Consider the following 21092-nt stretch of genomic DNA (forward strand, 5'->3'; position numbering starts at 1 on the left):
CTTTTGATCATCCATAATAAAATAAAAAAAGCGGAACCTATGAAGTCCCGCTTTTTATCGAAAGGAAAGAGGTAATATTGTTACATTTTTGTGTCCATTGGACTATGATTCGTTATCATCTTTGGATAGTTGATAGCTAATAGGCAATGAGTACTGTACGCGTACCGGCTCGCCTTTAACTTTACCGGGTGTAAATTCGGCTTGTTTTACAACCCGTAGTGCTTCTTGATCTAAACTTTCATGAACTCCTTTTACGATGGTAGGATTGGTAACATTGCCGTTTTTGTCAACAATAAATTGTACGATGACTCGACCTTGGGCCCCGGCATCGCGTGCATCCTGGGGATAATCAATCATTTTCTGTAAAGAACCTAAGCCTCCAATGAGTTCTGGCATGTTTTCTACAGCAACGTAATAATTACCTTCGTCTGATTTTGAAGGGGATTTAGGTTTAGAATAAGCTTGTTCTTTGAGATCAGCGAATGCCTTATCAGGATTGTTAATTTCCATCTTGATAACGCCATATTTACCTGATTCGCCATACTGGGTTTTGGCTTCTTTACCCTTAAGGGCATCAACTGATTTAATATACTTTGGCTTCAGACGGGAGAGCTTGTCTTTATTTTCTTCCGTTCGGTCCCATTCTTCTCCATTTATTATATAAAGCGGAATGTTCTCGGAAGACTGATTAGCCATTTGAGCCTGTGTTTGTTCTACTTCACTTTTAGTAATATTGTCATCAGCCATATCCGTGCAGGAGATAGTCACAGTTAAAAGAGAAGCGGCAAAGAGTGTTAGCAAAAAACTTGATCGAAAATTCATAGTAGTATGGTTTTGATTAGACATAATTTGGATACGTTTTTTTAAAGAAGAAGGATTAACGGCCATTGATAAAGCTAACCGTTGATGACAGTCTCGCTTTGCAAGCTCGAAAAGAAGCGAGGCATACTTTTTCTTTGAAAAACGGTTAGTAGCTAAAACTTTAGTGTCACATAAAATTTCGCGGAATTCTTCACGCGATGAATAAAAGTGATACACTAACGGATGAAACCAGAAAAGACTTTTTATGAAGACTAAGAAGCTGTTAAGCAAAAAGTCATGGTTTTTGATATGAACCAGTTCATGCTGAACAGCCATGGCAAGTGATTCTTGATCTCTCTGTAAATCAGTCGGTACTACAATTTTGGTATTTAGCCACCCATAGGTATAGGGAATGGAGGTGTTGGTGGAATATGCTATGAGGGTATTTTGATAATGATCTGGACTTTCCGGCAGATTGTGCATCAACTCTTTTTCATTGGCTAAAGCATGAAAGTTCAACTCATTTCCAATTTTCCTCAGTCGAGCAAAATCGAATAAAAGTTTTATCAACAGTAAGGCTGCACCAACGACAAAGATCAGACTAATTACCCCGGTCCAAAAATGAGGAGTCAGTATTGCGTTCAGTATTGATGGGTCGGAGGTTGTGGCAGATACTGGTATCGGATTTTGTATCACAATAGATATTCCTGCTACAGCCGATTCTGTGCTGGTGTTTATTTTGTCTATCAGGTATGTCCCTAAAAGTCCAAGAGGGAGAACCAGCAACAGTGCTGTTCGAATGTGATAATGGTAAATGACATTGGGGGATTGATATTTGGATAATGCCCATGCTACAGGAGCAGCTACCAGCGTCCAGATAATGACTGGAAGCCATAAATACTCGATCATTTGATCGCCAAACGATTGAAGCAGATTAATGTATTCCATTATTGATTATCCTCCATGTTATCAATCATAGATTTAATTTCATTTAAGTCCTCCGAAGTCAAGTCATCACTATTAACCAGTGCCTGTACTAAGTCCTTGGGAGACCCTTTAAAGGCTTTTTTCATAAGATCTGTAATGATATTTGAGCGTACCGATTCAGGTTTTTGGGCGGGACTGTAAACATAGGTCACGCCTTCTTTACGATATTTGAGAAACCCTTTATCGGCCAGGTTTTTCATCACGGTCATAATAGTTGTATAGGCAACTTCGCGCTTTTTTAGGATGCGCTTGCGAACCTGTTTGACAGTAGCTTCGCCCATATCCCATACATGATTGAGTACTTCCATTTCGGTTTCACCCAGTGGCGTCAGTGATTTTTTCATCTGTCTACGACTTACTAATCATTTAGTTTTAATCAGTTAGTACTAATATAATAGTATTATTATTTTTGTCAAATTATAAGGAGAATAAATTATTTCTAAATAATGGTCTTAGCAATTTGGATAGCCTGATCTGCAGTTTGTGCTCGGGCGGGCAACGGATAATTCATTTCTGTGATAAAATCTATCAGTTTTGGAGAGGCAGCTAGTAATATAAGGGGTTTTTGTGCTTTAAGGGCCATCATTATTTCTGAGGTGGTCCCGGCCCCCGATCCGCAAGCTATAACTACATCAGAAGATAGTATGTTTATATTATTACGGGCACTGCCCATGCCGGTACAGACCGGTATATCTACAAACTTTGAGCAATTTCGTTTATCTGAGTCAGGCAATATTCCGATCGTAAGGCCGCCTGATTCTTTTGCTCCTTTCGAAGCGGCATCCATCACGCCTTTATTTCTACCTCCGGTTAAGAGAGTCCAATTTTGATTGGCAACGAATTTTCCCAGCTTGTAAGCAAGGTTTATATCTTTTTGGGATGCCCCATCACCGGGCCCCATTACACCAATGATAGTTTTTGTCATAGTAAACACACTTTAATTGGAACTTAGTATTGATAAAATATATTAACATAACGCATTCATTAAATATAAGTTCTGATTAATGTCATCACGGCCGTATTTAAAAGAGATTGATAGCCGCATAAATAACTCCGACCCGGATGCTCATGAGCAAGCTATTTTAGTATTACATGATCAATTAAATTTGTCGGTTTGGCCGGAATGGGTACACAAAGAACAACCTTTGTTACTATTTATTGAAGCGAAAGCAAAGGGAGCTTCATTGCCATATCACAAAAAGAAGTTGACCTACGTTCTGAGTTCCATGCGTCATTTTGCTGTGGAGTGCTATAAGAAAGGTTATCCAGTGTACTATTACGCTACTGAGGGGCATTTTGATGAAGGATTAACCGAAATTTTGACGGAGTATACTGATCTCAGTACTACTTTTTTTTTGACTCCTTCGGAATGGGACAGTCGTAACCGGCTTAGAAAGGTCAAAAATACCTTCAGGGATAGGGTTAAAGAAATACCCAATGCGTTCTTTTTTGCTGATTCAGAGCAATGGAAAGAGAACATTGAACCGGGATATCGGATGGAGTATTTTTATCGGGATATGCGCAGGCTAACTGGTTATTTGATGAATGAGAATCAGCCGGAAGGAGGAGAGTGGAACTATGATGAAGAGAATCGGGAATCGCTTCCCAAAGGATATTCTGTACCCAAGGTTACCTCTTTTGAGCCGGATGTCATTACCCAAGAAGTATTAAATCTTGTGGAAGATCGCCACCAGCATCATTTTGGAAAACTTGAAGGTTTCCAATTTGCAGTAACCAGAAAACAGGCGCTTCAGCTGCTTGATGAATTTATTGAGCAGCGGTTAGCTGACTTCGGTCTCTATGAGGATGCTATGGCCACTGATGAACCAACGCTATTTCACAGCACCTTATCACTTTATTTGAATAATGGATTGCTGCTGCCATGGGAAATTTGTGAACGATCCATATGTGCTTATAAAGATGGCAAGGTACCGATTAATTCTGTTGAGGGATTAATCCGACAAGTTTTGGGATGGCGCGAATTTGTCCACATCTATTATGAGGCGATGATGCCGGAGATTCGTGATACGAACTTTATGAATTTTGAGAATCCGCTTCCCAAAATATTTTGGTCTGGTGATACGGACATGCATTGCATGCAGCAAAGCTTAGAGCCGGTGATTGAGCAGGGCTATTCACATCATATACAGAGACTGATGGTGCTCAGCAACTTCAGTAATCTCACGAAAACCGATCCGCGTGAGCTTAACAAGTGGTTTTGGTTGGCCTATGTGGATGCCTATGAATGGGTAGTGTTGCCGAATGTTCTGGGGATGTCAACTTTTGCCGATGGGGGTGTGCTTGCTTCAAAACCGTATGTTAGTAGCGGGAACTATATCAACAAGATGAGCAATTATTGTACGTCGTGCGAATACAGTGTCACCAAGAAGACCGGCGAAGGAGCCTGCCCGTTTAATTACTTGTACTGGAATTTCGTGGATGAGCAGCGAAAAGCTTTTGAAGTGAGCGGACGCAATAGTTTTATGGTGAATATGTATGACAAAAAATCGGATGAGGATAAAAAAGCAATTAAAGAATCTTCAAAGCAGTTTTTACACCAATTAGAACGTTATTCAGTTTAATCAAAATTATTATCAATTATGGAATTTACACAAGTAAGTAATTTGAATTTCAATATTTCGAGAGTTACGCTTGGAACGTGGGCTATCGGCGGCTGGATGTGGGGTGGATCCGACGACCGCCTGGCAGTAGATACAGTGATAGAAGCCCTTGAAAAAGGAGTGACGACCATTGATACTGCTCCCGTATATGGATTCGGTAAGAGTGAAGAATTGGTCGGTCAGGCTGTGCAGGAATTTGGAAATCGGGATCAAATTCAGATTGCAACGAAATTTGGATTGCAATGGGATGATGACGGAAATATCCAGAGGAATTCAACGCGGGAACGAATTCTCAAGGAAATAGATGATTCACTTCAAAGATTGCAAACCGACTATGTTGATATTTATCAAGTACACTGGCCGGATTTGGATACCGATTTTGCAGAGACAGCCGAAACCTTGCAGGAATTGTTAGATGAAGGAAAAATTCGTGCCATTGGAGTCTCAAATTTTTCGCCTGAGCAGATGGACGAGTTCCAACAAACAGCCCCAATCCATGTTTGCCAGCCACCTTATAATTTATTTGAACGAGGTATCGAAACCGATATTATTCCTTATTGTAAAGAGAATGATATCACGCTGTTAACGTACGGTGCCCTTTGTCGAGGATTATTATCGGGGAAAATGAGTAAGGATCGTACCTTCAACGAAGGAGATATGCGACGTAATGTAGATCCCAAATTTCAGGGTAAAACCTTTGAAAGCCATTTAGAAGCCGTTGAAAAGCTAAAAGAATATGCTGATAGCAACTTCAATAAGGAAGTCATACACTTGGCTGTCCGTTGGATTTTGGATAAAGGAATAGATTCGGCTATCTGGGGTGCTCGAAAACCGGAGCAAGTTACCTTTGAGAAGGTTTTTGGTTGGAAGCTTACTGATCAGCAGATTAAAAAAGTTGAGCAAATAGTAGAATCAACGGTCGATGATCCGGTAAGTCCTGCTTTTATGGCTCCACCCGAGTAATAATTTATAGACGAGCATCTATTATGAAAAACATCAACAGCAAACGCGTATTTAAGCGAAACGAAAAGGAGCCTAATGCCGATGGAGATTATGTACTGTATTGGATGCAGATTAATCGTCGATTCCAGTATAATTATGCCTTGGAATATGCTGTGGGATGGGCCAATAAATTAGGCAAGCCGCTTCTGATTTACGAGGGGTTAAAAAGTGATTATCCCTGGGCCTCTGATCGTTTTCACCATTTTTTGATGGAGGGGATGGAGGAGCATTTGCAAATTGCTCAAGAAAAAGATTTGAATTATCACTCATATATTGAGGATGAATCGGGTGCTGGAAGTGGTTTGTTTTATGAGTTAGCTGATAATGCTTGCGCGATCATTTCGGATGAATTTCCGGTTTATATTATCCGAGACCATAACGAAAAAGTCAGCCCAAAACTGGAGGTTCCTTATATTACGGTCGATTCGAACGGGATTATTCCGTTGGGATTGACGGAAAAAGCACCCTACAATGCATACTTTTTCCGGAAGATCATGCAAAGAAATTTTGTGGATTGTTTTACCCATCCGCCCCGGAAAAATCCATTGGCAGATCTTGAAAATAAGTCAAAAGTTGAATTAAAGGATAACTTTCTGAAGAAGTATCCTCCTGCAGATGAAAAGCTCAATAACCGGAAGTCATTTATAAGCTCGCTGCCGATCAATCACCAGGTTGGTAAAATTTCCTTGCAGGGTACACGTCAGGCGGCACTGGGTAAACTGGGACAGTTTATACAGCACGGGCTGTGGAAGTATGAGGACAATCGCAATGATCCCGATATCAATGCAACCAGTGGGTTAAGTCCCTGGCTGCATTTTGGCAAAATATCAGAGTATGAAATTGTAGATGCTGTGCTCGATCATCAGCCCGAAGGGTGGGATCTGGATAACATCACGTTTAACAAAGGATCTACCGGAGGATTTTTTAACGGTGATCCCAATGTGGATGCGTTTTTAGATGAGGTGATTACGTGGCGGGAGGTTGGTTTTCATTTCGCACATCACGAATCAGAATATGATCAATATGATTCACTGCCTGATTGGGCGCTAAAAACGTTGGAAAAGCACAAAGATGATCCGCGGGAATATGTGTATGAACTGGAAGAATTTGCCGGGTCTCAGACTCATGATGAGATTTGGAATGCTGCCCAGACGCAGCTTCGAGAGGAAGGGATAATGCATAATTATTTGCGGATGCTTTGGGGCAAGAAAGTGCTGGAATGGACGCCCAATCCCGAAACGGCGCTGGCTTATCTCATTGAATTAAATAATCGGTATGCCATCGACGGGCGTGACCCCAATAGCTATTCGGGTATTTTCTGGATTTTCGGTCGCTTTGATCGCGCTTGGCAGGAGCGTCCAATATATGGGAAAGTGCGTTATATGACTAGTGACTCCACACGCAAAAAGTTGAAGTTGAACAAATACTTAGAGAGGTACGGTTCACAGCAAACATTGGAGATGTGATTATTGCGCTACCGGGTTGCGCCGATCAAAAAATAAACATCAATCTTAGACCTGTGTAGATCTGTGGCCTACAGTTTTTCAATTAAAGCTTTAACCAGCTTTGCAAAATCATCTTTACGAGCGTCGGCGGCTTCTTTGACTTCATCGTGGTCGAGTTTTTCGCCGGTTACACCGGTAGACATGTTGGTAATTAATGAGATGGCAGTACTTTTGAGATTCAATCGCGCAGCTTCAAAGAGTTCAGTGGCTGTAGACATCCCAACTGCGTCAGCCCCCATTTTACGGAAAGAACGGATTTCAGCTTTGGTCTCGTAATTCGGTCCGGTTACATATATATAGGTGCCTTGTTGAGTAACTAAGCCTAACTCAGCAGCAATCTCTCGCACTTTTGGGACCCATTGATGATGGTTGTAGCGATGCCGCTTGTTACCACGGGGAGAGATCGCCATGTTACTGCGGATTACGCTCTCAATAACCATTAGATCGCCCACCGAAAAAGAGGTATTGATAGCTCCGGCGGCATTTGAAACGATGAGTTTTTTAGCACCAAGATGATTAGCGATATATACCGGAGTGGCTGTTTCGTCAAACGAGAAGCCTTCGTAGTGGTGAAAGCGCCCCGAAAATGCCATTACATTAATTCCATTAACTTCTCCAAAAATAAGTTCTCCAGCATGTCCCTCAACAGAAGAAACCGGCATTCCTGGTATGTCATGGTACGAGATGGTAGAAGGATTTTTAATCTGATCCACAAAACCACCCAGGCCGGAACCTAAAATAATGGCGGCTCCGAAGGTATCGGGTAATGCTTGGTCATCTAAATAACTGAAAATATCGTCTGTAAATTCAGGATATGACATTACGCAATAGGTTCAATTTTGTAGCCTTGCTGTTCGTCATAGTCGGTTAGATTAAACAGGGGATGGTGCGAGTCATGATATCCCATCACGGTGTAGCCTTCTTCATAAGCTTTTTGAGTAAGCTCTTTGCGAACTTTCATGCTTTGGTCGGCATCAAAATCGTATTTAGCGGCAAACGTTCGATTTACTTCTCCCCGTGTCGCTAATACATCTCCAGCCATCAAATATTTTTGATTGCCATCATCAAATAGCAATACTTGCGAGAATTCGGTATGACCGCCAATTTTGTTAACGGTCACTTCGGGATAAGGTTGAGCTTCTTCCTCGAGGAATTGCAGGTCTGCTTTGGCATCTAAAAAATGGGTAAAAGCCGTCTTTTCCTCATCGTAATATTCCTCTTGGGCCATAACTTTTTCCCATCCTTTTTTAGAAACCCAAACGTTAGCATCGGGAAAGGTGAGTTCCCAATATCCTGATGATTGCCCGGCTAATCCACCAATATGATCGTAATGAAGGTGACTGGCAAAAACATCGGTGATGTCATATTCGGTCAGGTTGTATTTAGCCAAGTTATCTTTAATGATATCGGTACTTGTATCTTCACCAAAGTCGCCGATTCCTACATCAAAAAGAATGTTTTTATCGCCAGACTGAATCAGGAATGGGTTCAATGAAATTTTAAGGGCACCCTTGGCCGGTGGATCGTCCCGATCAATACGATTAAATTTTTTATCTAATCCAACACTAAAAGTCCCTTCATAGAGGGGATGGGCCGTTAATTGCTTGGTTGCCATCTTATGATTTTTTGTTCTTTTTATTTTCGTACTTGTCGTAAGCTTCGATTATATCGCGAACTAATTTATGGCGAACCACATCGTTTTCATCCAGGTAAACAAACGAAATCCCATCGATATCTTTGAGAATTTTTTGGATAGAGATAAGTCCTGATTTTTGCTTATGGGGCAGGTCAGTTTGGGTAATATCGCCGGTGATGATGGCCTTGCTGTTAAAACCAATACGTGTTAAAAACATCTTCATTTGCATATTGGTTGTATTTTGAGCTTCGTCCAATATCACAAACGCATTATTGAGCGTGCGCCCGCGCATATAGGCCAGGGGCGCAATTTCAATACTGTTTTTTGCCAGATGCATTTCTAACCGATCGTATTCAATCATATCTTCAAGCGCATCATAGAGAGGACGCAAGTAGGGGTCAATCTTTTCACGCAGGTCACCCGGTAAAAATCCAAGTGTTTCGCCGGCTTCAACGGCAGGACGTGCAAGCACAATCTTTTTTACTTTTCGTTCTTTGAGGGCCTTCACCGCCAAGGCTACCGAAGTATAGGTTTTACCCGTTCCAGCTGGGCCAATCGTAAATACAATATCATTTGCAGCGGCGGCTTTAAGGATCTTTTTTTGTCCCGGTGTTTTGGCCGTAATCGCTTCACCGGTATGGGTATTGAGGATAAAATCACCGGTAACGCGGGTATCATGTAATGGATTGGGTTTCTCTGTCTTGCGGTCGCTGTGCTTTAGAGCAAGGACCGTTTCAAGATCACTCTCCGTAAGGTCCTCATTGTGTACTGCCATGCGCTCAAGTTCATTAAAAATTTCAAGCAGTTCTTTGCAGTCCTTATCGGGACCGGAAATCTTTATAGTACTGCCGCGTGCCGTAATTTTTGAATCGGGGTAAGCTGCGTCGATCTTTTTTAGATGTTGATCCTGAAAACCTAAAATGAGGACCGGCTCAACATTATCTATTTGATATGTTTCTTCACGAATGGTCGATTGGTCTGCGATAAATGGCCTCTATTTTTAATTAGAAATCTGACCGTAAAATAAAGAAATTGTATGAATTTTTCGTAAATCAGGAAAAGGGATTTAAGCAATTTTCCCTTTTCCCACTTTGGCTTTCTGCGTCAGATTTTTAATCCGTTCAGGAATATTTTTGGCCTTGAATACTGCACTTCCCGCTACGAGAACATCAGCACCGTACTTCGTTACTTTTTGGATATTATCGAGGTTTACTCCACCATCGACTTCAATAAGAAAACCGGCACCATGCTCATCACGCATAACACTAAGTTTTTGCAAGCGCTGATAGGTATTTTCGATAAAAGATTGCCCGCCGAAACCGGGATTTACGCTCATCAGGAGTACTAAATCGACATCGTTAATTACCGGTTCAACAGTTTGCAAAGAGGTGCCCGGATTAAGGGCAACTCCAGCAGTTAACCCGTGGTTATGAATGTTTTGGATAGTGCGATGAAGGTGGGGACAGGCTTCTTGATGTACGGTAATCTGATCGGCTCCGGCATCAACAAATCGTTCGATATATTGATCCGGGTTTTCAATCATCAGGTGTACGTCCAGAAAAGCATCGGTACAGCTTCCGGCCGCTTCCACAAACTTGGGTCCGTAGCTGATGTTGGGGACAAAATGACCGTCCATAATATCGCAATGGAGCCATTGGACTTCAGACTGATTACACTTTTCGATATCTTCGCCCAGGCGTGTATAGTCAGATGCTAAAATTGAGGGTGCTAAAATAGGTAACGTAAAATCCATATCAATTAATTATTGTTGTCTTCAGATGAGGATACATTTGCAGTGTCAATGACCGCTCCGGATTCAAGCTCTTCCTTTACTTCAAATCGCTCTGATACAATGAGTTTAAGTGTTTCTCCTTCTTTTACCTGCTCTTTCTGCGGTTCATAGCTAAGGATGACATTTGCCTCAACCTCTTTGCTGGGTTGAAATCGAATTTCGCCAATCCGCAAACCTGCTTTTTGTAATTTTTGTTGCGCTTCAGCAAGTCGCAGTCCCTTGATATTGGGGACGTCTACCATTTTTTCGCCGAGTCCGTCACTGACAGCTAAATCAACCGTGGTACCCTTGGGTACAATATCATTTGGGGATACTGATTGACGTAATACAACATTTTTAAATCGGGACGATTCATAGCTGATCGTGCCCACACGCAACCCGTAGTTTTCGAGTTGGACCCGAGCATTGCGAAGCGAGAGGTCTACTACTTTGGGGACTTGAACCGTTGGATTTGATTCCGTGTTAACGGTGAGATACACTTTTCGGTTGGGCTTTACAATTTCTGCTGCAGCAGGCATCTGGTCGATTACATAATCGGCCGGGTATGCTGAATTGGAGCGGCGTTCAGCAACTTCGTATCGAAGCCCGTAAGACGTGAGTTGCTGTTGAGCTTCATCCAACGAAACCTGGGTGATGTCGGGTACTGTAACGCCTTCGTTGTAGTTGGTGTAGGCTGGCATGATGACAAAATCGAGCAGTGCTAAAAACAGTGCGCCTGCGGCAATAATACTAACCAGGCTCAGGTAAAATATTTTATGGGTGAGTAAGGATTTTATTTGTGACCACATGTGCTAAAAATATGATTCTTTAGGAATTACTTAAAAATGAAATTTCAGTGTAAAAGTTCGGTGTGGATTCAATAGATTCGTGTTCGCCTCCAGTTTTCGATTTTTAATCTTAACTGTCAGATAAGCGTCAAAAGCTGATACTACGTGATTTAATATCAGAAATGAAACCATGTTCCCCGCTAATCGATAGCTGTCATTAAAATCTTCAGCCATCTGGGCGCCTAAGATAAAATGGTTCGACATTCCGCTGCCATCCCAATTTAGCCGGTACTGAGTTGAAAAGTCATTCCAGCCCGGTCCGTATTGGTAATATTTGCTGATAAGTTCATAATATTGCTGTGAACCGTAGTCCGGCATAATATGCGAAAAATTGTTCCCAACATATTCTGGATATACAAACGGGGTATTGCGCTCTACATTGCGCAGTAGGTCAATATCTACTTTCGACCAGTCGCTATTGGGATTATAATCAGCAGTTTTATTTTCAATATGTTTTTTAAGATCATCAATATAGCTGTTTGATAAATTATTCTGTTCGTGATATTCCACCAGCCACTGGGCATAGTTGACCACACTCCAATTGTTGTTGGCAAATCGTTTGTATCGTCGTTCTTCAGCTTTCGCATCGTGAGAGCTTTTAAGATATACGCCTACCATCACCGCTTCTGCCAGAAAGTATAATCCTGCACGCATCCATTTTTTATTTATTGCTTGTCCGCTGCCGGGTATAACTGCTGAACTAAGCAGCGCCCATCCCGCTTTTTCTCGTGCAGGTTGATAAAAGGGGGACGATTGAGTGTAGTCAATTTTGGGCTTCAGATCATCAATAGTGATTTTTTGGTGCGTTTTTACGGTCTGAGCAGTCGTACTGCTAATTACCATTCCCACCATGAAAACTAAAATTGCTGATCTTTTAATCATGATTCAGAACATCAAAATCGAATGTTAACCCAAAATGGAAGTATATATCTTTTCCGTACGTAACCCCCCTTTCCGTTGATTCGGTCATAAATTCGTTTGGTAAAGTAACATCAAATTTGTTGAATCCATAGGCGCTACTAATGAATAATTTGAGTGGAAACAGGTAATAACTGTTGAAAGCAAATCGTAATTCGCCTCCTATTCCAGTTTTAAGGTTGTTTCCAATTTCGAGCGGACCATTCCACCCGTTGCCGGTTTCTGCGAATAATTGAAAATAAAGCTTGTCGAAGGTATGTCGACCAATTTGAGTATTCATTTTGTTAATCAGTGGAAAGGTAAAAGAAAGTTTAGCCAGAGCAGTGGTATTGCCGCCAAGAGCAAAATAGGGATAGCTGCGCATACCGGTAAATCCACCAATATAATCGAGATAGAAAAACTCATTAGGGTTATTGAGATAGCTGAATCCACGTCCGTAAAAGTTAAGAGCAGAGAAACGACCTACAGGATATCCCAGCCGTAGGTTTGCCTCCAAAGAATGATTCGTGGTTTCCTGATAGATGGGTTTGAGCGTACCGTCTTCGACTTCGTAATCCTCAAGCAGCTTATTAGGCTCATAGGTATACCGAAAAGCGCCACGCAGCCCAATAGGGGCTACATCATGGTTGGGATAGGGGGTCCAGTTTTCATAAATATAAGCGGTCGTTAAGGTGGTTCCTTTAAAATATTCGGATGAGGATGATGGAATGAATGATTCAAGTTCTTGGGAGTAAAATCCATCCGTTTGAACGCGGTATGGACTATATCCGACTCCGAGCTCAAGCAGGTTATGTTGATTTATTTTACTTCGCAGAAAAAGATCTGCTTCCCAAATATTATAAGCAATATCTACATTAGTGGTGTCGGGCAGGCAGGACGTACACGGAAATTCCTCGACGGCAAGTCCATCCGAAACATTACGCCGCAAATTATAGAAATCCAGTGTGATGGTAGGAGACCAACGTTTTTTGATAAAAGGAAGCCCTACCTGTTCAACGGATAAAAACAGATCGCGATCCAGGTTGGTAAGTCGAGAAGGATTAACGAAATCACCGATACCGTCGCTGGACTTCGAGGCAAAACCAAAAAGGGCACTTCCAAAGAAATTAAGTTGTCCCGTTACGTCGCGCGAAGAAAAATAGGTGCCCAGTTTCATGTCACGTAGAAGGTTACTACCCAAATCACCAAACTGTCCGGCCGTAAGCAGACGTCCATTGCTGCCATTTTTTTTGCTATAGTTGTCGAACCTAATTACAGGATAGAAGCTAAAACTCGTAAAGTTATTATCGTACGGCTGCAACTTTAATTGCCTTTTCGTGTTGGCCTTACCAGCGGGAAGCATAAGAGAATCGGTTCGTGCTAAATTTTGCAGTTTTGTTTTTTCTATGATGTCGATATGCTCGGCATCAGAAGGATAAACCAATTCAGATTTTTCAGGAAACTTTAAATAGGAGGGCGGCTTACGGTTATAGTGAGCCGCTGCTTTAGGAACATTTTTTGTGAGGTCAATAGAGGAAATCGTGTAGCCCTGAGATTTAAACTCAGAAAAATAAAGTGTGCTATCTTCTAAATGTGGCATAAATGCCCCGCCAACAACGCTTGTTAATTGCTCGGTTGATCGTTCCTCTTCTTTAAGCGGAATACGGTAAATATTGAAAATGCCATCTGGATTGGCAGTATAGTAGAGATATGCTCCCTGCTTATCGACATAGGGATCGCGGTAATCGGTGAGCGTATCCTGCAGTACCGGAGTTACAGTTCTCGATTGCATATTAAGCTGATAAATATCACGGCTGTGGTTGTCAGAGAAGGAAAAATAGAGCTTCTCTTGATGGGGATGCCACGCTGGACTGTAAACCTGTTCGCCCTGGGTATAATTGGTCAATGAACGCAAGGAACCCGATACAATATCGACCTCTACTAAATTAGTAGTGCCATTCGATTGCTGAATAGCAATCAGGGAATTTTGGTCAGGATGCCAACTGGGAGATGATAGCCGTTTACTGTGGGTGATGCGATGTTCTTTCTCAGTATTGTGATCATAAATAAACAGGTCGTTATAACGTTCTCCATACTTGTTTAGCTTTTGTCGGCTAAAGGCGATCTGTTCTCCATCCGGGGAAAAAGAGAAAGCAGATTGAAGATCTTTTACCGTAGCGTCCTGATTTTCGTAGAAACTGTACTGTTGACCGGAGGATTGTAATTGGCCAATATCGATAGCCAGTGATGAATTTTTAGCACGATCTCTATCATCAATAAAGAGCTGAACGGCCGACGATCGGCTATGTTTGTTAGACAGATAGGCAATCTTATTGTTATTGGGACTTACTTTTGGATAGAAGTTATAAAATCCGTCTGTCTGAAAGGGAGTCGTCTCTGTTGGTTTCAACGAATTTACCGTCTTTCGGTAATGATTTACAGATGCTGAGATGAAGTCATCGAATAGCTTACTGCTCGAAATACCGGTTGTTTCTTTTAGGGCTTCATCAATGGTGAAAACGCCGGTTTCTGCCAAGCTGTTTGACAAACTCGGTAAAATATCTTCTCCAAACCGATCTGCAAGGTAAGAGGTAAAGGCAAAGCCCTGATTATAAATACGTTCGCGCTGCAGAGCATTTTTGGATCCGAAAATGCCCATATCTTCAAAAGAAATAGGATTATCCGAGAGAATAGCTGTTCGAAATAGCATGTCGCGATGGGCGTCCCAGTAATCATAGAACAAGTTTTGGCGCTGATATTGGGCAACCCCCTCGGCGAGCCATGCGGGAACATTGATAGAGGCGAAGGGATAGGTGACGATGCCTTTGGGGTAACCGTAGAGAACGTCAGGACGCCGTACATCGGAGTATGAGAGCCATTGAAAGTAAATGGCGGGTATGGTACGGCCTTTCTTCATTGCCGTTTGTAGTTGTACGATATGCGTAAATTCGTGGGTAATAACATCCCATAACCAGTCGTGCGTACCGCGCAGTGGCATATCGAGTGATGAAACCCAGATATCAATTTGATTGTCAAAAAAATAAGCTGCTCCGTTGGAATAATCCCTTCGGTCTTTTAAGACAATATTCGTTTTAGTATTGGGTTCGAAATTGTAAAGTTCGGTGATAGGTGGATAGATTGCTTCTGCGATGCGGGCTGTAGCTTGTGCCGAACGGTTATTTCCCTCCTGGAAGTGGATATTAAAATGCTCACTTTCGATGGTGTACCAGGACAAGTGGTTATTGGGATAATTGAACTGAGAGGGTGATAGCTGTTGTGCCAAAGCAGTATTGAAGCAGTTACACCATCCCCATACAACAAGTAGCAGGGCGATATTGAGGTAACGATTATCCACCTATTGTATGACTACAATTTTAATCATTTTTTGTTCTTTTTGTCCGGCCACGGTTGCTGTGATCATCCCAAAATACAATCCGCTGCTCCAGCTTTGCGTAGAAATTTGATACTCTTCGGGAGCACCGCCGTTGGCTTCGTAATTCTTATCAAAAATAATTCTTCCGCCGGAAGTGATGATTTTTACTTCTACCGACCCCGATCCATTGGTCTGAAATCGAATATTGGTATGGTCATCAGCGGGATTCGGCCAGTTATATGTTTCTTCTTGTACAAGAATATCATCAGACGGAGGGGAGGGTTGAGAATTTTCGGAATCTAAATGTCCGGTGATTTTATTCGTAAATGAATTGCCATATTGTCCGGCCCAGAGCACCTCTTCAATATCATCCAGCTTCCAGGCTTTTACATCACCACGGTGACTGACGGCATACAGGATATTTCCATGAATGAGCGGATGAATAGGATGATTGTTTTGATCCGAGATATTCCCTACATACAATGGAAATCCCTCTACACTCTCACCATCAGTGGTGTATGCATTGATATTCAAAGAAATACTGTCTTGTGTGGGGATGTAAAGAATATTTTCTCCCGATTGTCCAGAGCGGGTGATCAATGGTGTGCCAGTGAATCGAGTATTTTTGGGAGGATAAATAGGAAAGTTCTGTAGTAATGCTCCGTTAGTATTGCGTGCTTCAAGAGCTCCATTTTGTCGATTTATGTAGCTGAAATTAATACGATCATTTTGGTTAAGGTCGGTGATAGCAGGCCATCCGATATCAGTATTTTGAACAATGGTTTTTGGTTGCTTAAAGCTCTCAGTGTCAAACAATAACAGTTCACTATCAGACAGATAATAAAATTTTGATTTCCCCTCACCAATTTTTATAGCTCCGGTATAATGTCGCCCTTCACTTTTATTGATGGGATAGGTGATGCCATCGGGTTTCAATAAAAGTTCCGTAGCAGTAAGTACTGTCTGCTTTCCGTGAACTGTTGCCGATTGCTGTTGGGCATTTAATATTGGAGACTGTACAGTCCCATCTGATAGATTAATTTCCTGGTCAGTAAAGTCGGCATAAAGAATTTGGCCATCGTTGGAACTCAAAAACGCATCATTTGCATCGATTTGGTTGGTCCACTGTGTATTCCACTGATTACCATCCCACTGCCAGGCTGCAAGTTTAACTTGAGGTTGGGTAGGGGACTCACCCAAAATGAGGTTGTTTGCAAGAAATGGTTGTTGTACGGATGCTGATTGAAAATCCAAAACCGGATCAGATTCGTTACCCAAATCTAAAGCATACGTTGACTGTTGGCTCGGAACGATGAGAAAAGAATCTGAGGCAGCGGTATGTAACGTAAGCCCCAATGGATACCCAGAAAAGTAATCTGAATCTGTGGTTGTATATGTGGTCTTGTCATCAATATTAGAGATCGGAAGATCTACCGACTCGATATTATTTGAAGAAGTTGGACGAATGCGAAAGGTAGCTACCGGTTCATTTTGAGAAAAATCGAATAGCTCGAAAAAACTGGAAGCACCGGAGTTGCTTTCATTCGAAGGGCGGGTGTCAGGCCCAAATCGGTTTTCATAGAATCGCAGCGTATCACCGTCAAGGGTAACTACAGAGGCATTATTTCCATCCCACCAGAAGTCGAAAGCGGTACCACGTGCTTGATTGCTGAAGTCGCTATTAGCGGCACGTCCGATATCCTGTGCTCCGTCAGCCTCTTCGAGATCGACGCCACGCCGATCAGGATTGTTATTTATTCTTTGATGTCCCATTTGATTATATATAACAGCTTCATCGATGTGCCAAATGAGTATTCCTCCGTTAAGCTGTCGGTCATCGACGGTATTTGCTGTTTGGTCGGGACCCACATCTAATCCCCCCGGTAAGTTCCATTCCAGATTACTCACATTTGTAACTACGCCCGGAATTAAAGACTCTTCAAAGCCATCAGATTGGTTTACAAAAACCTCATCATAATTGTTAAATGTCTTGGTTTGAACTGTTCCGTCAGATTGTTCAAAGGTGAGAATAACGCCATTGTTGTTGGGATCGCGATGACGGTTTTCAATCAGAAAATATTCACTGGTCGATAACGGTATTTTAGCAATACTATTTTGTTGATGGTACGAAGCAGCTGGCAGGGAAATTGGAGCGTTATTTGATTTACTCATAGAAATAGGGGTTTGCCATCCGAGGTAAGTCTTTTCCCAGGCTGAGGGCTCCGGTGGGAAGAGTCCACGGTAAGAAAAGAAACTTTCACCGTCCATCAATCCAAATCGTCCAATTCCGGAGTTACCGGTTTCGGTATTAAATAAATCGGGTAATCCCAAGTAACTGCCAATGGATGCACAAATAAGTCCATTGGTGGAGAGCTGAAGTATAAACTCCTCACCTGATATATCTTCGCCGCGGCGCGAAATACTACGAGGTAAAATCATGGAATTGGTTACTCTAAAGGCCCCGTTATTAATGGGGAAGCCTTCGAAATCAGGTTGGTTAAGTAAGTTGCTTAACACAGATTGGTCCAAAAACAGAGAAGGGATATCCTGTGGTGTTTTATCGAGGGTTGTTCCCGTAAGGTCAATATCACGGCCGATACCGGCATGAAAGATCGCAAATGTCGTTTTCTGTAGATCTAAATTCGAGGTAGAAAAACCACCTTGTTCGTCGACAGTCTGCCAAGTATCTTGGGCTAAACTAGCAACCTTTTCGTTGGTAAAGGTTTGACCGGTGGGAGCATACTGCTCCATTTTTTTGGGTAGCTGATATATGGCCGGAAGAACTCGGTATTCTATGTGTATCTGATTGCCGGAAACTTTTTTGAAATAGTTTTGGGTAAATTTCAGGTGACGTTCAAAATAGGATTGGTCATGGGGCAGTGGATCTATGGTAACGTCAGAATTATCGAGGTAGGTTAAATTGGAAGGGTCATAAGTGCCATCGCCCGATGTTAGTCGGTTATCGTCGGGCTGAAATTCAACCATAACAGCAATGATGGTTAGCGTATCAGGCACATTAGGTTGTAGATTGGTGGAGGAGGTGAGCGAATGGTTTCGCTTAATCTCTACTTGCTGGGCAAAGGTGTTACTAAGTCCTAAAAACAAAAGCATGCTGAAGATCAGCATGCTTTTATGAAAAAAAGTAAGTAGTGAATATAAAGTCATGAGCCCACGTTGGCCCGGATTAGAAGTTCAACAGTAAACCAAAGCGGGTTGTATTGGCAAGAGGGTGGTTTTCATCCCCCAGTGTATTAATATAGCTGAAATCAACTCCGACAAATTTATACCGGATTCCGGCTCCCAATGTCATATATTGCCGATCACCGTTATTGGGATCTTCATAATAGTAGCCGCCCCGAACCGCAAATAGATCGTTATACCAATATTCGGTACCTACAGCATACATTAATTGTTCGGGAAGAGAGAGAGTCACTTCTCCGGTACCTGTATTGCGGGTAAAACTTCCCCATGATGAGAAAAGCGAATTGATAACTCCTTTGGGTTCCCCACTAGAATCAAGACGTGCCATCACTTTTGAAATATCATTGGCAATCGTCAATTTATGGATGCCATCCTTGTCAAGATTTGTATTAAACGCCCATCCAATACGGAAAACGGTTGGCAGCGGGTCTTTTTGGGCATTGTCGGTGTAGTTTACACCGGGACCAATGTTTGAGATATTTAATCCTGCATTTACATTGGCATCGTTACCAATGAATTTGAAACTGTTAGATTTATACATGGCTGCAAGATCAACCCCCACACTGGAACCGGGATTAATTCGTTGCTGACTTACCTGACCATCAGCAAGACTACTATATATAAATCGGAATCCGGAGCCCAGTGACCAGTTTTCGTTAAGTTTTAGCCCATAAGAAAGTCCTGCAGCAAGTTCATAACTGTTAAAACGTCCCTGTTCTAATCCGGTTTCATCGGTTCTGAGTTGTTCACCCAAATTCAAAAAAGTGACATGTCCCCCGAATGTACCTATCCCATCCATGTGGTACTTACCTCCCAGGTAATCATAAAACAAATCAGCATTAAACTGGGGCAGCCATTCGCTATGTGTAAAGTTTATTTGGTTTCCTTTTTGAAAAGCAAGTCCAGCGGGATTCCAGAAGACTGCAGAAGCGTTATCAGCAATAGCAACACCTGTATTGCCCATTCCTGCTGCCCGTGAGTCGGGTTCGATCTGTAAAAATGGAACTGAAGTAATGCCAACCTGACCATACGATAAGGTAGCCAGTACAAATAGAAGGGTAAAAGTAGTAAATGCTTTCTTAATCATAGAAAATCAGTTGATAGAAGTACATTCAGCGTTTAACAGAAGATAATAATATTTGAAATTATTATTCTGAATAAAGTGCTCATTATTATCTTCTTGATATAAAGTTATCAGAATATATAAGAAATAAAAAAGCAGGATGAAATACTTCATCCTGCTTCCACTTTCTTAACGAAATTTAATTAAACATTTCAACAACCATGGCCGAAGCACCGCCGCCACCGTTGCAAATTCCGGCACATCCATAACGCCCGTTTGTACGCTTAAGGGCATGTAAGAGCGTTACAATAATCCGTGCTCCCGAACACCCAATGGGATGTCCAATACTGACTGCACCGCCATGGATGTTAACTTTTTCCGGATTGAGCTCTAAAATCTGCTCATTGGCCAGGGAAACAACTGAAAATGCCTCATTTATTTCAAACAGATCAATCTCCTCTTTATCGATGTTGGCCCTTTTCATCGCTTTGGGCATAGCATCAGCCGGTGCGGTGGTAAACCATTCGGGTTGTTTGGCGGCACTGGCCTGACTTACAATACGGGCCAATGGAGTATATCCAAGTTCTTCCGCTTTTTCTTCACTCATTAAAAGCACTGCAGCTGCACCGTCGTTTATACTGCTTGCATTGGCAGGGGTAACGGTTCCGTCTTTTTGAAAAACAGGATTAAGTTTAGGCACTTTATCGTAATTGATACGTTTGAGCTCTTCATCCATAGTAACTTTGGATACATTACCCTTGCGATCTTTTACTTTCATTTCAATGATTTCATCATCAAAATAGCCCTCTTCATGAGCTTTGATAGCTCGCTTGTAGGAAGTAATGGCAAATTCATCCTGCTCTTCACGACTGATATTGCATTCTTTTGCACAAATTTCTGCCGCATTACCCATGTGAAAATCATTATAGACATCCCAGAGACCATCTCTGATTATCCCGTCTTGTGCTTCCGCATGTCCCAATTTAGAACCAAAACGGTGTTTATTTAGGTAATAGGGGACATTACTCATGCTTTCCATTCCGCCGGCAACAATGACATCAGCTTCTTCAAGCTGAATCTGATTTGCAGCGATCATGATAGCTTTCATACCTGATGCACAGACTTTATTAACAGCTGTAGCGGGTGTGAGTTCAGAAAGCCCGGCTTTAAGAGCAGCTTGACGCGCGGGAGCCTGCCCGACACCTGCCGTAAGAACATTCCCGAAAACAACTTCTTGTATCTTTTCCGGTTCAATACCCGTTGATTTCATTAATTCCGTAATTGTCGCAGCTCCTAATTCTGGTGCTGAAAATGATGATAAGTTTCCGCCGAAAGAGCCAACAGGAGTACGTTTTGCATCAACAATAACTACATTCCGCATAATTTA

Annotated in this window: 16 protein-coding genes; 3 read left to right on the forward strand and 13 right to left on the reverse strand. The window is 42.1% G+C overall.

Annotated features, from left to right (window positions below):
* Positions 1 to 102 precede the first annotated feature (102 nt).
* The 3 genes from ACQ76V_RS00225 to ACQ76V_RS00235 all read right to left on the reverse strand — a co-directional run bounded on the left by ACQ76V_RS00225 (position 103) and on the right by ACQ76V_RS00235 (position 2713).
* Complete coding sequence (locus ACQ76V_RS00225) at positions 103 to 1749, reverse strand: TonB family protein (RefSeq protein ID WP_440998447.1); 1647 nt, start codon at positions 1747 to 1749, stop codon at positions 103 to 105.
* The gene (locus tag ACQ76V_RS00230) at positions 1749 to 2132 is read right to left on the reverse strand and encodes a BlaI/MecI/CopY family transcriptional regulator (protein WP_440998448.1); all 384 of its coding nucleotides are present in this window, start codon (positions 2130 to 2132) and stop codon (positions 1749 to 1751) included. The genes ACQ76V_RS00225 and ACQ76V_RS00230 overlap by 1 nt, the downstream gene beginning before the upstream one ends.
* 95 nt (positions 2133 to 2227) lie before the next feature.
* Positions 2228 to 2713, reverse strand: coding sequence for a TIGR00725 family protein (locus tag ACQ76V_RS00235; RefSeq protein WP_440998449.1), 486 nt, complete (start codon positions 2711 to 2713; stop codon positions 2228 to 2230).
* A gap of 79 nt (positions 2714 to 2792) precedes the next feature.
* Here ACQ76V_RS00235 and ACQ76V_RS00240 point away from each other — a divergent pair, with 79 nt between their 5' ends.
* The 3 genes from ACQ76V_RS00240 to ACQ76V_RS00250 are packed head-to-tail and all read left to right on the forward strand — an operon-like array spanning position 2793 to position 6877.
* Positions 2793 to 4370, forward strand: coding sequence for a cryptochrome/photolyase family protein (locus ACQ76V_RS00240; protein WP_440998450.1), 1578 nt, complete (start codon positions 2793 to 2795; stop codon positions 4368 to 4370).
* Between the two features lie 18 nt (positions 4371 to 4388).
* A complete protein-coding gene (locus ACQ76V_RS00245) occupies positions 4389 to 5372 on the forward strand; it encodes an aldo/keto reductase (RefSeq protein ID WP_440998451.1) in 984 nt (327 codons plus the stop codon).
* A gap of 23 nt (positions 5373 to 5395) precedes the next feature.
* Positions 5396 to 6877: a hypothetical protein gene (locus ACQ76V_RS00250; protein WP_440998452.1), complete on the forward strand. Its 1482-nt coding sequence runs from the start codon at positions 5396 to 5398 to the stop codon at positions 6875 to 6877.
* Positions 6878 to 6945: 68 nt separating this feature from the next.
* On the opposite strand, the gene ACQ76V_RS00255 is transcribed toward ACQ76V_RS00250, so the two are convergent.
* The 10 genes from ACQ76V_RS00255 to ACQ76V_RS00300 all read right to left on the reverse strand — a co-directional run bounded on the left by ACQ76V_RS00255 (position 6946) and on the right by ACQ76V_RS00300 (position 21086).
* Positions 6946 to 7737: a purine-nucleoside phosphorylase gene (locus tag ACQ76V_RS00255; protein WP_440998453.1), complete on the reverse strand. Its 792-nt coding sequence runs from the start codon at positions 7735 to 7737 to the stop codon at positions 6946 to 6948.
* Positions 7737 to 8531: an MBL fold metallo-hydrolase gene (locus ACQ76V_RS00260; protein WP_440998454.1), complete on the reverse strand. Its 795-nt coding sequence runs from the start codon at positions 8529 to 8531 to the stop codon at positions 7737 to 7739. The genes ACQ76V_RS00255 and ACQ76V_RS00260 overlap by 1 nt, the downstream gene beginning before the upstream one ends.
* Position 8532: 1 nt before the next feature.
* Positions 8533 to 9519, reverse strand: a complete 987-nt coding sequence (locus ACQ76V_RS00265) for a PhoH family protein (RefSeq protein WP_440999016.1) — start codon at positions 9517 to 9519, stop codon at positions 8533 to 8535.
* A gap of 99 nt (positions 9520 to 9618) precedes the next feature.
* On the reverse strand, positions 9619 to 10305 hold the full coding sequence (gene rpe, locus ACQ76V_RS00270) for a ribulose-phosphate 3-epimerase (RefSeq protein ID WP_440998455.1): 687 nt from the start codon (positions 10303 to 10305) through the stop codon (positions 9619 to 9621).
* A 5-nt stretch (positions 10306 to 10310) separates the two neighbouring features.
* Positions 10311 to 11132, reverse strand: a complete 822-nt coding sequence (locus tag ACQ76V_RS00275) for a PASTA domain-containing protein (protein ID WP_440998456.1) — start codon at positions 11130 to 11132, stop codon at positions 10311 to 10313.
* A 30-nt stretch (positions 11133 to 11162) separates the two neighbouring features.
* A complete protein-coding gene (locus tag ACQ76V_RS00280; protein WP_440998457.1) occupies positions 11163 to 12053 on the reverse strand; it encodes a DUF5683 domain-containing protein in 891 nt (296 codons plus the stop codon).
* Entirely contained in the window at positions 12046 to 15423 is a 3378-nt protein-coding gene (locus ACQ76V_RS00285) for a hypothetical protein (protein WP_440998458.1), read from the reverse strand. The genes ACQ76V_RS00280 and ACQ76V_RS00285 overlap by 8 nt, the downstream gene beginning before the upstream one ends.
* Positions 15424 to 18552 carry a T9SS type A sorting domain-containing protein gene (locus ACQ76V_RS00290; protein WP_440998459.1) on the reverse strand — a complete coding sequence of 1043 codons (3129 nt, stop codon included), beginning with the start codon at positions 18550 to 18552 and terminating at the stop codon, positions 15424 to 15426.
* 73 nt (positions 18553 to 18625) lie between these two features.
* On the reverse strand, positions 18626 to 19729 hold the full coding sequence (gene porV, locus ACQ76V_RS00295) for a type IX secretion system outer membrane channel protein PorV (RefSeq protein WP_440998460.1): 1104 nt from the start codon (positions 19727 to 19729) through the stop codon (positions 18626 to 18628).
* Between the two features lie 175 nt (positions 19730 to 19904).
* Complete coding sequence (locus ACQ76V_RS00300) at positions 19905 to 21086, reverse strand: acetyl-CoA C-acyltransferase (protein WP_440998461.1); 1182 nt, start codon at positions 21084 to 21086, stop codon at positions 19905 to 19907.
* Between the last annotated feature and the right edge of the window lie 6 nt (positions 21087 to 21092).

This window comes from Fodinibius sp. SL11, assembly GCF_052060035.1.
Taxonomy (GTDB): domain Bacteria; phylum Bacteroidota; class Rhodothermia; order Balneolales; family Balneolaceae; genus Fodinibius.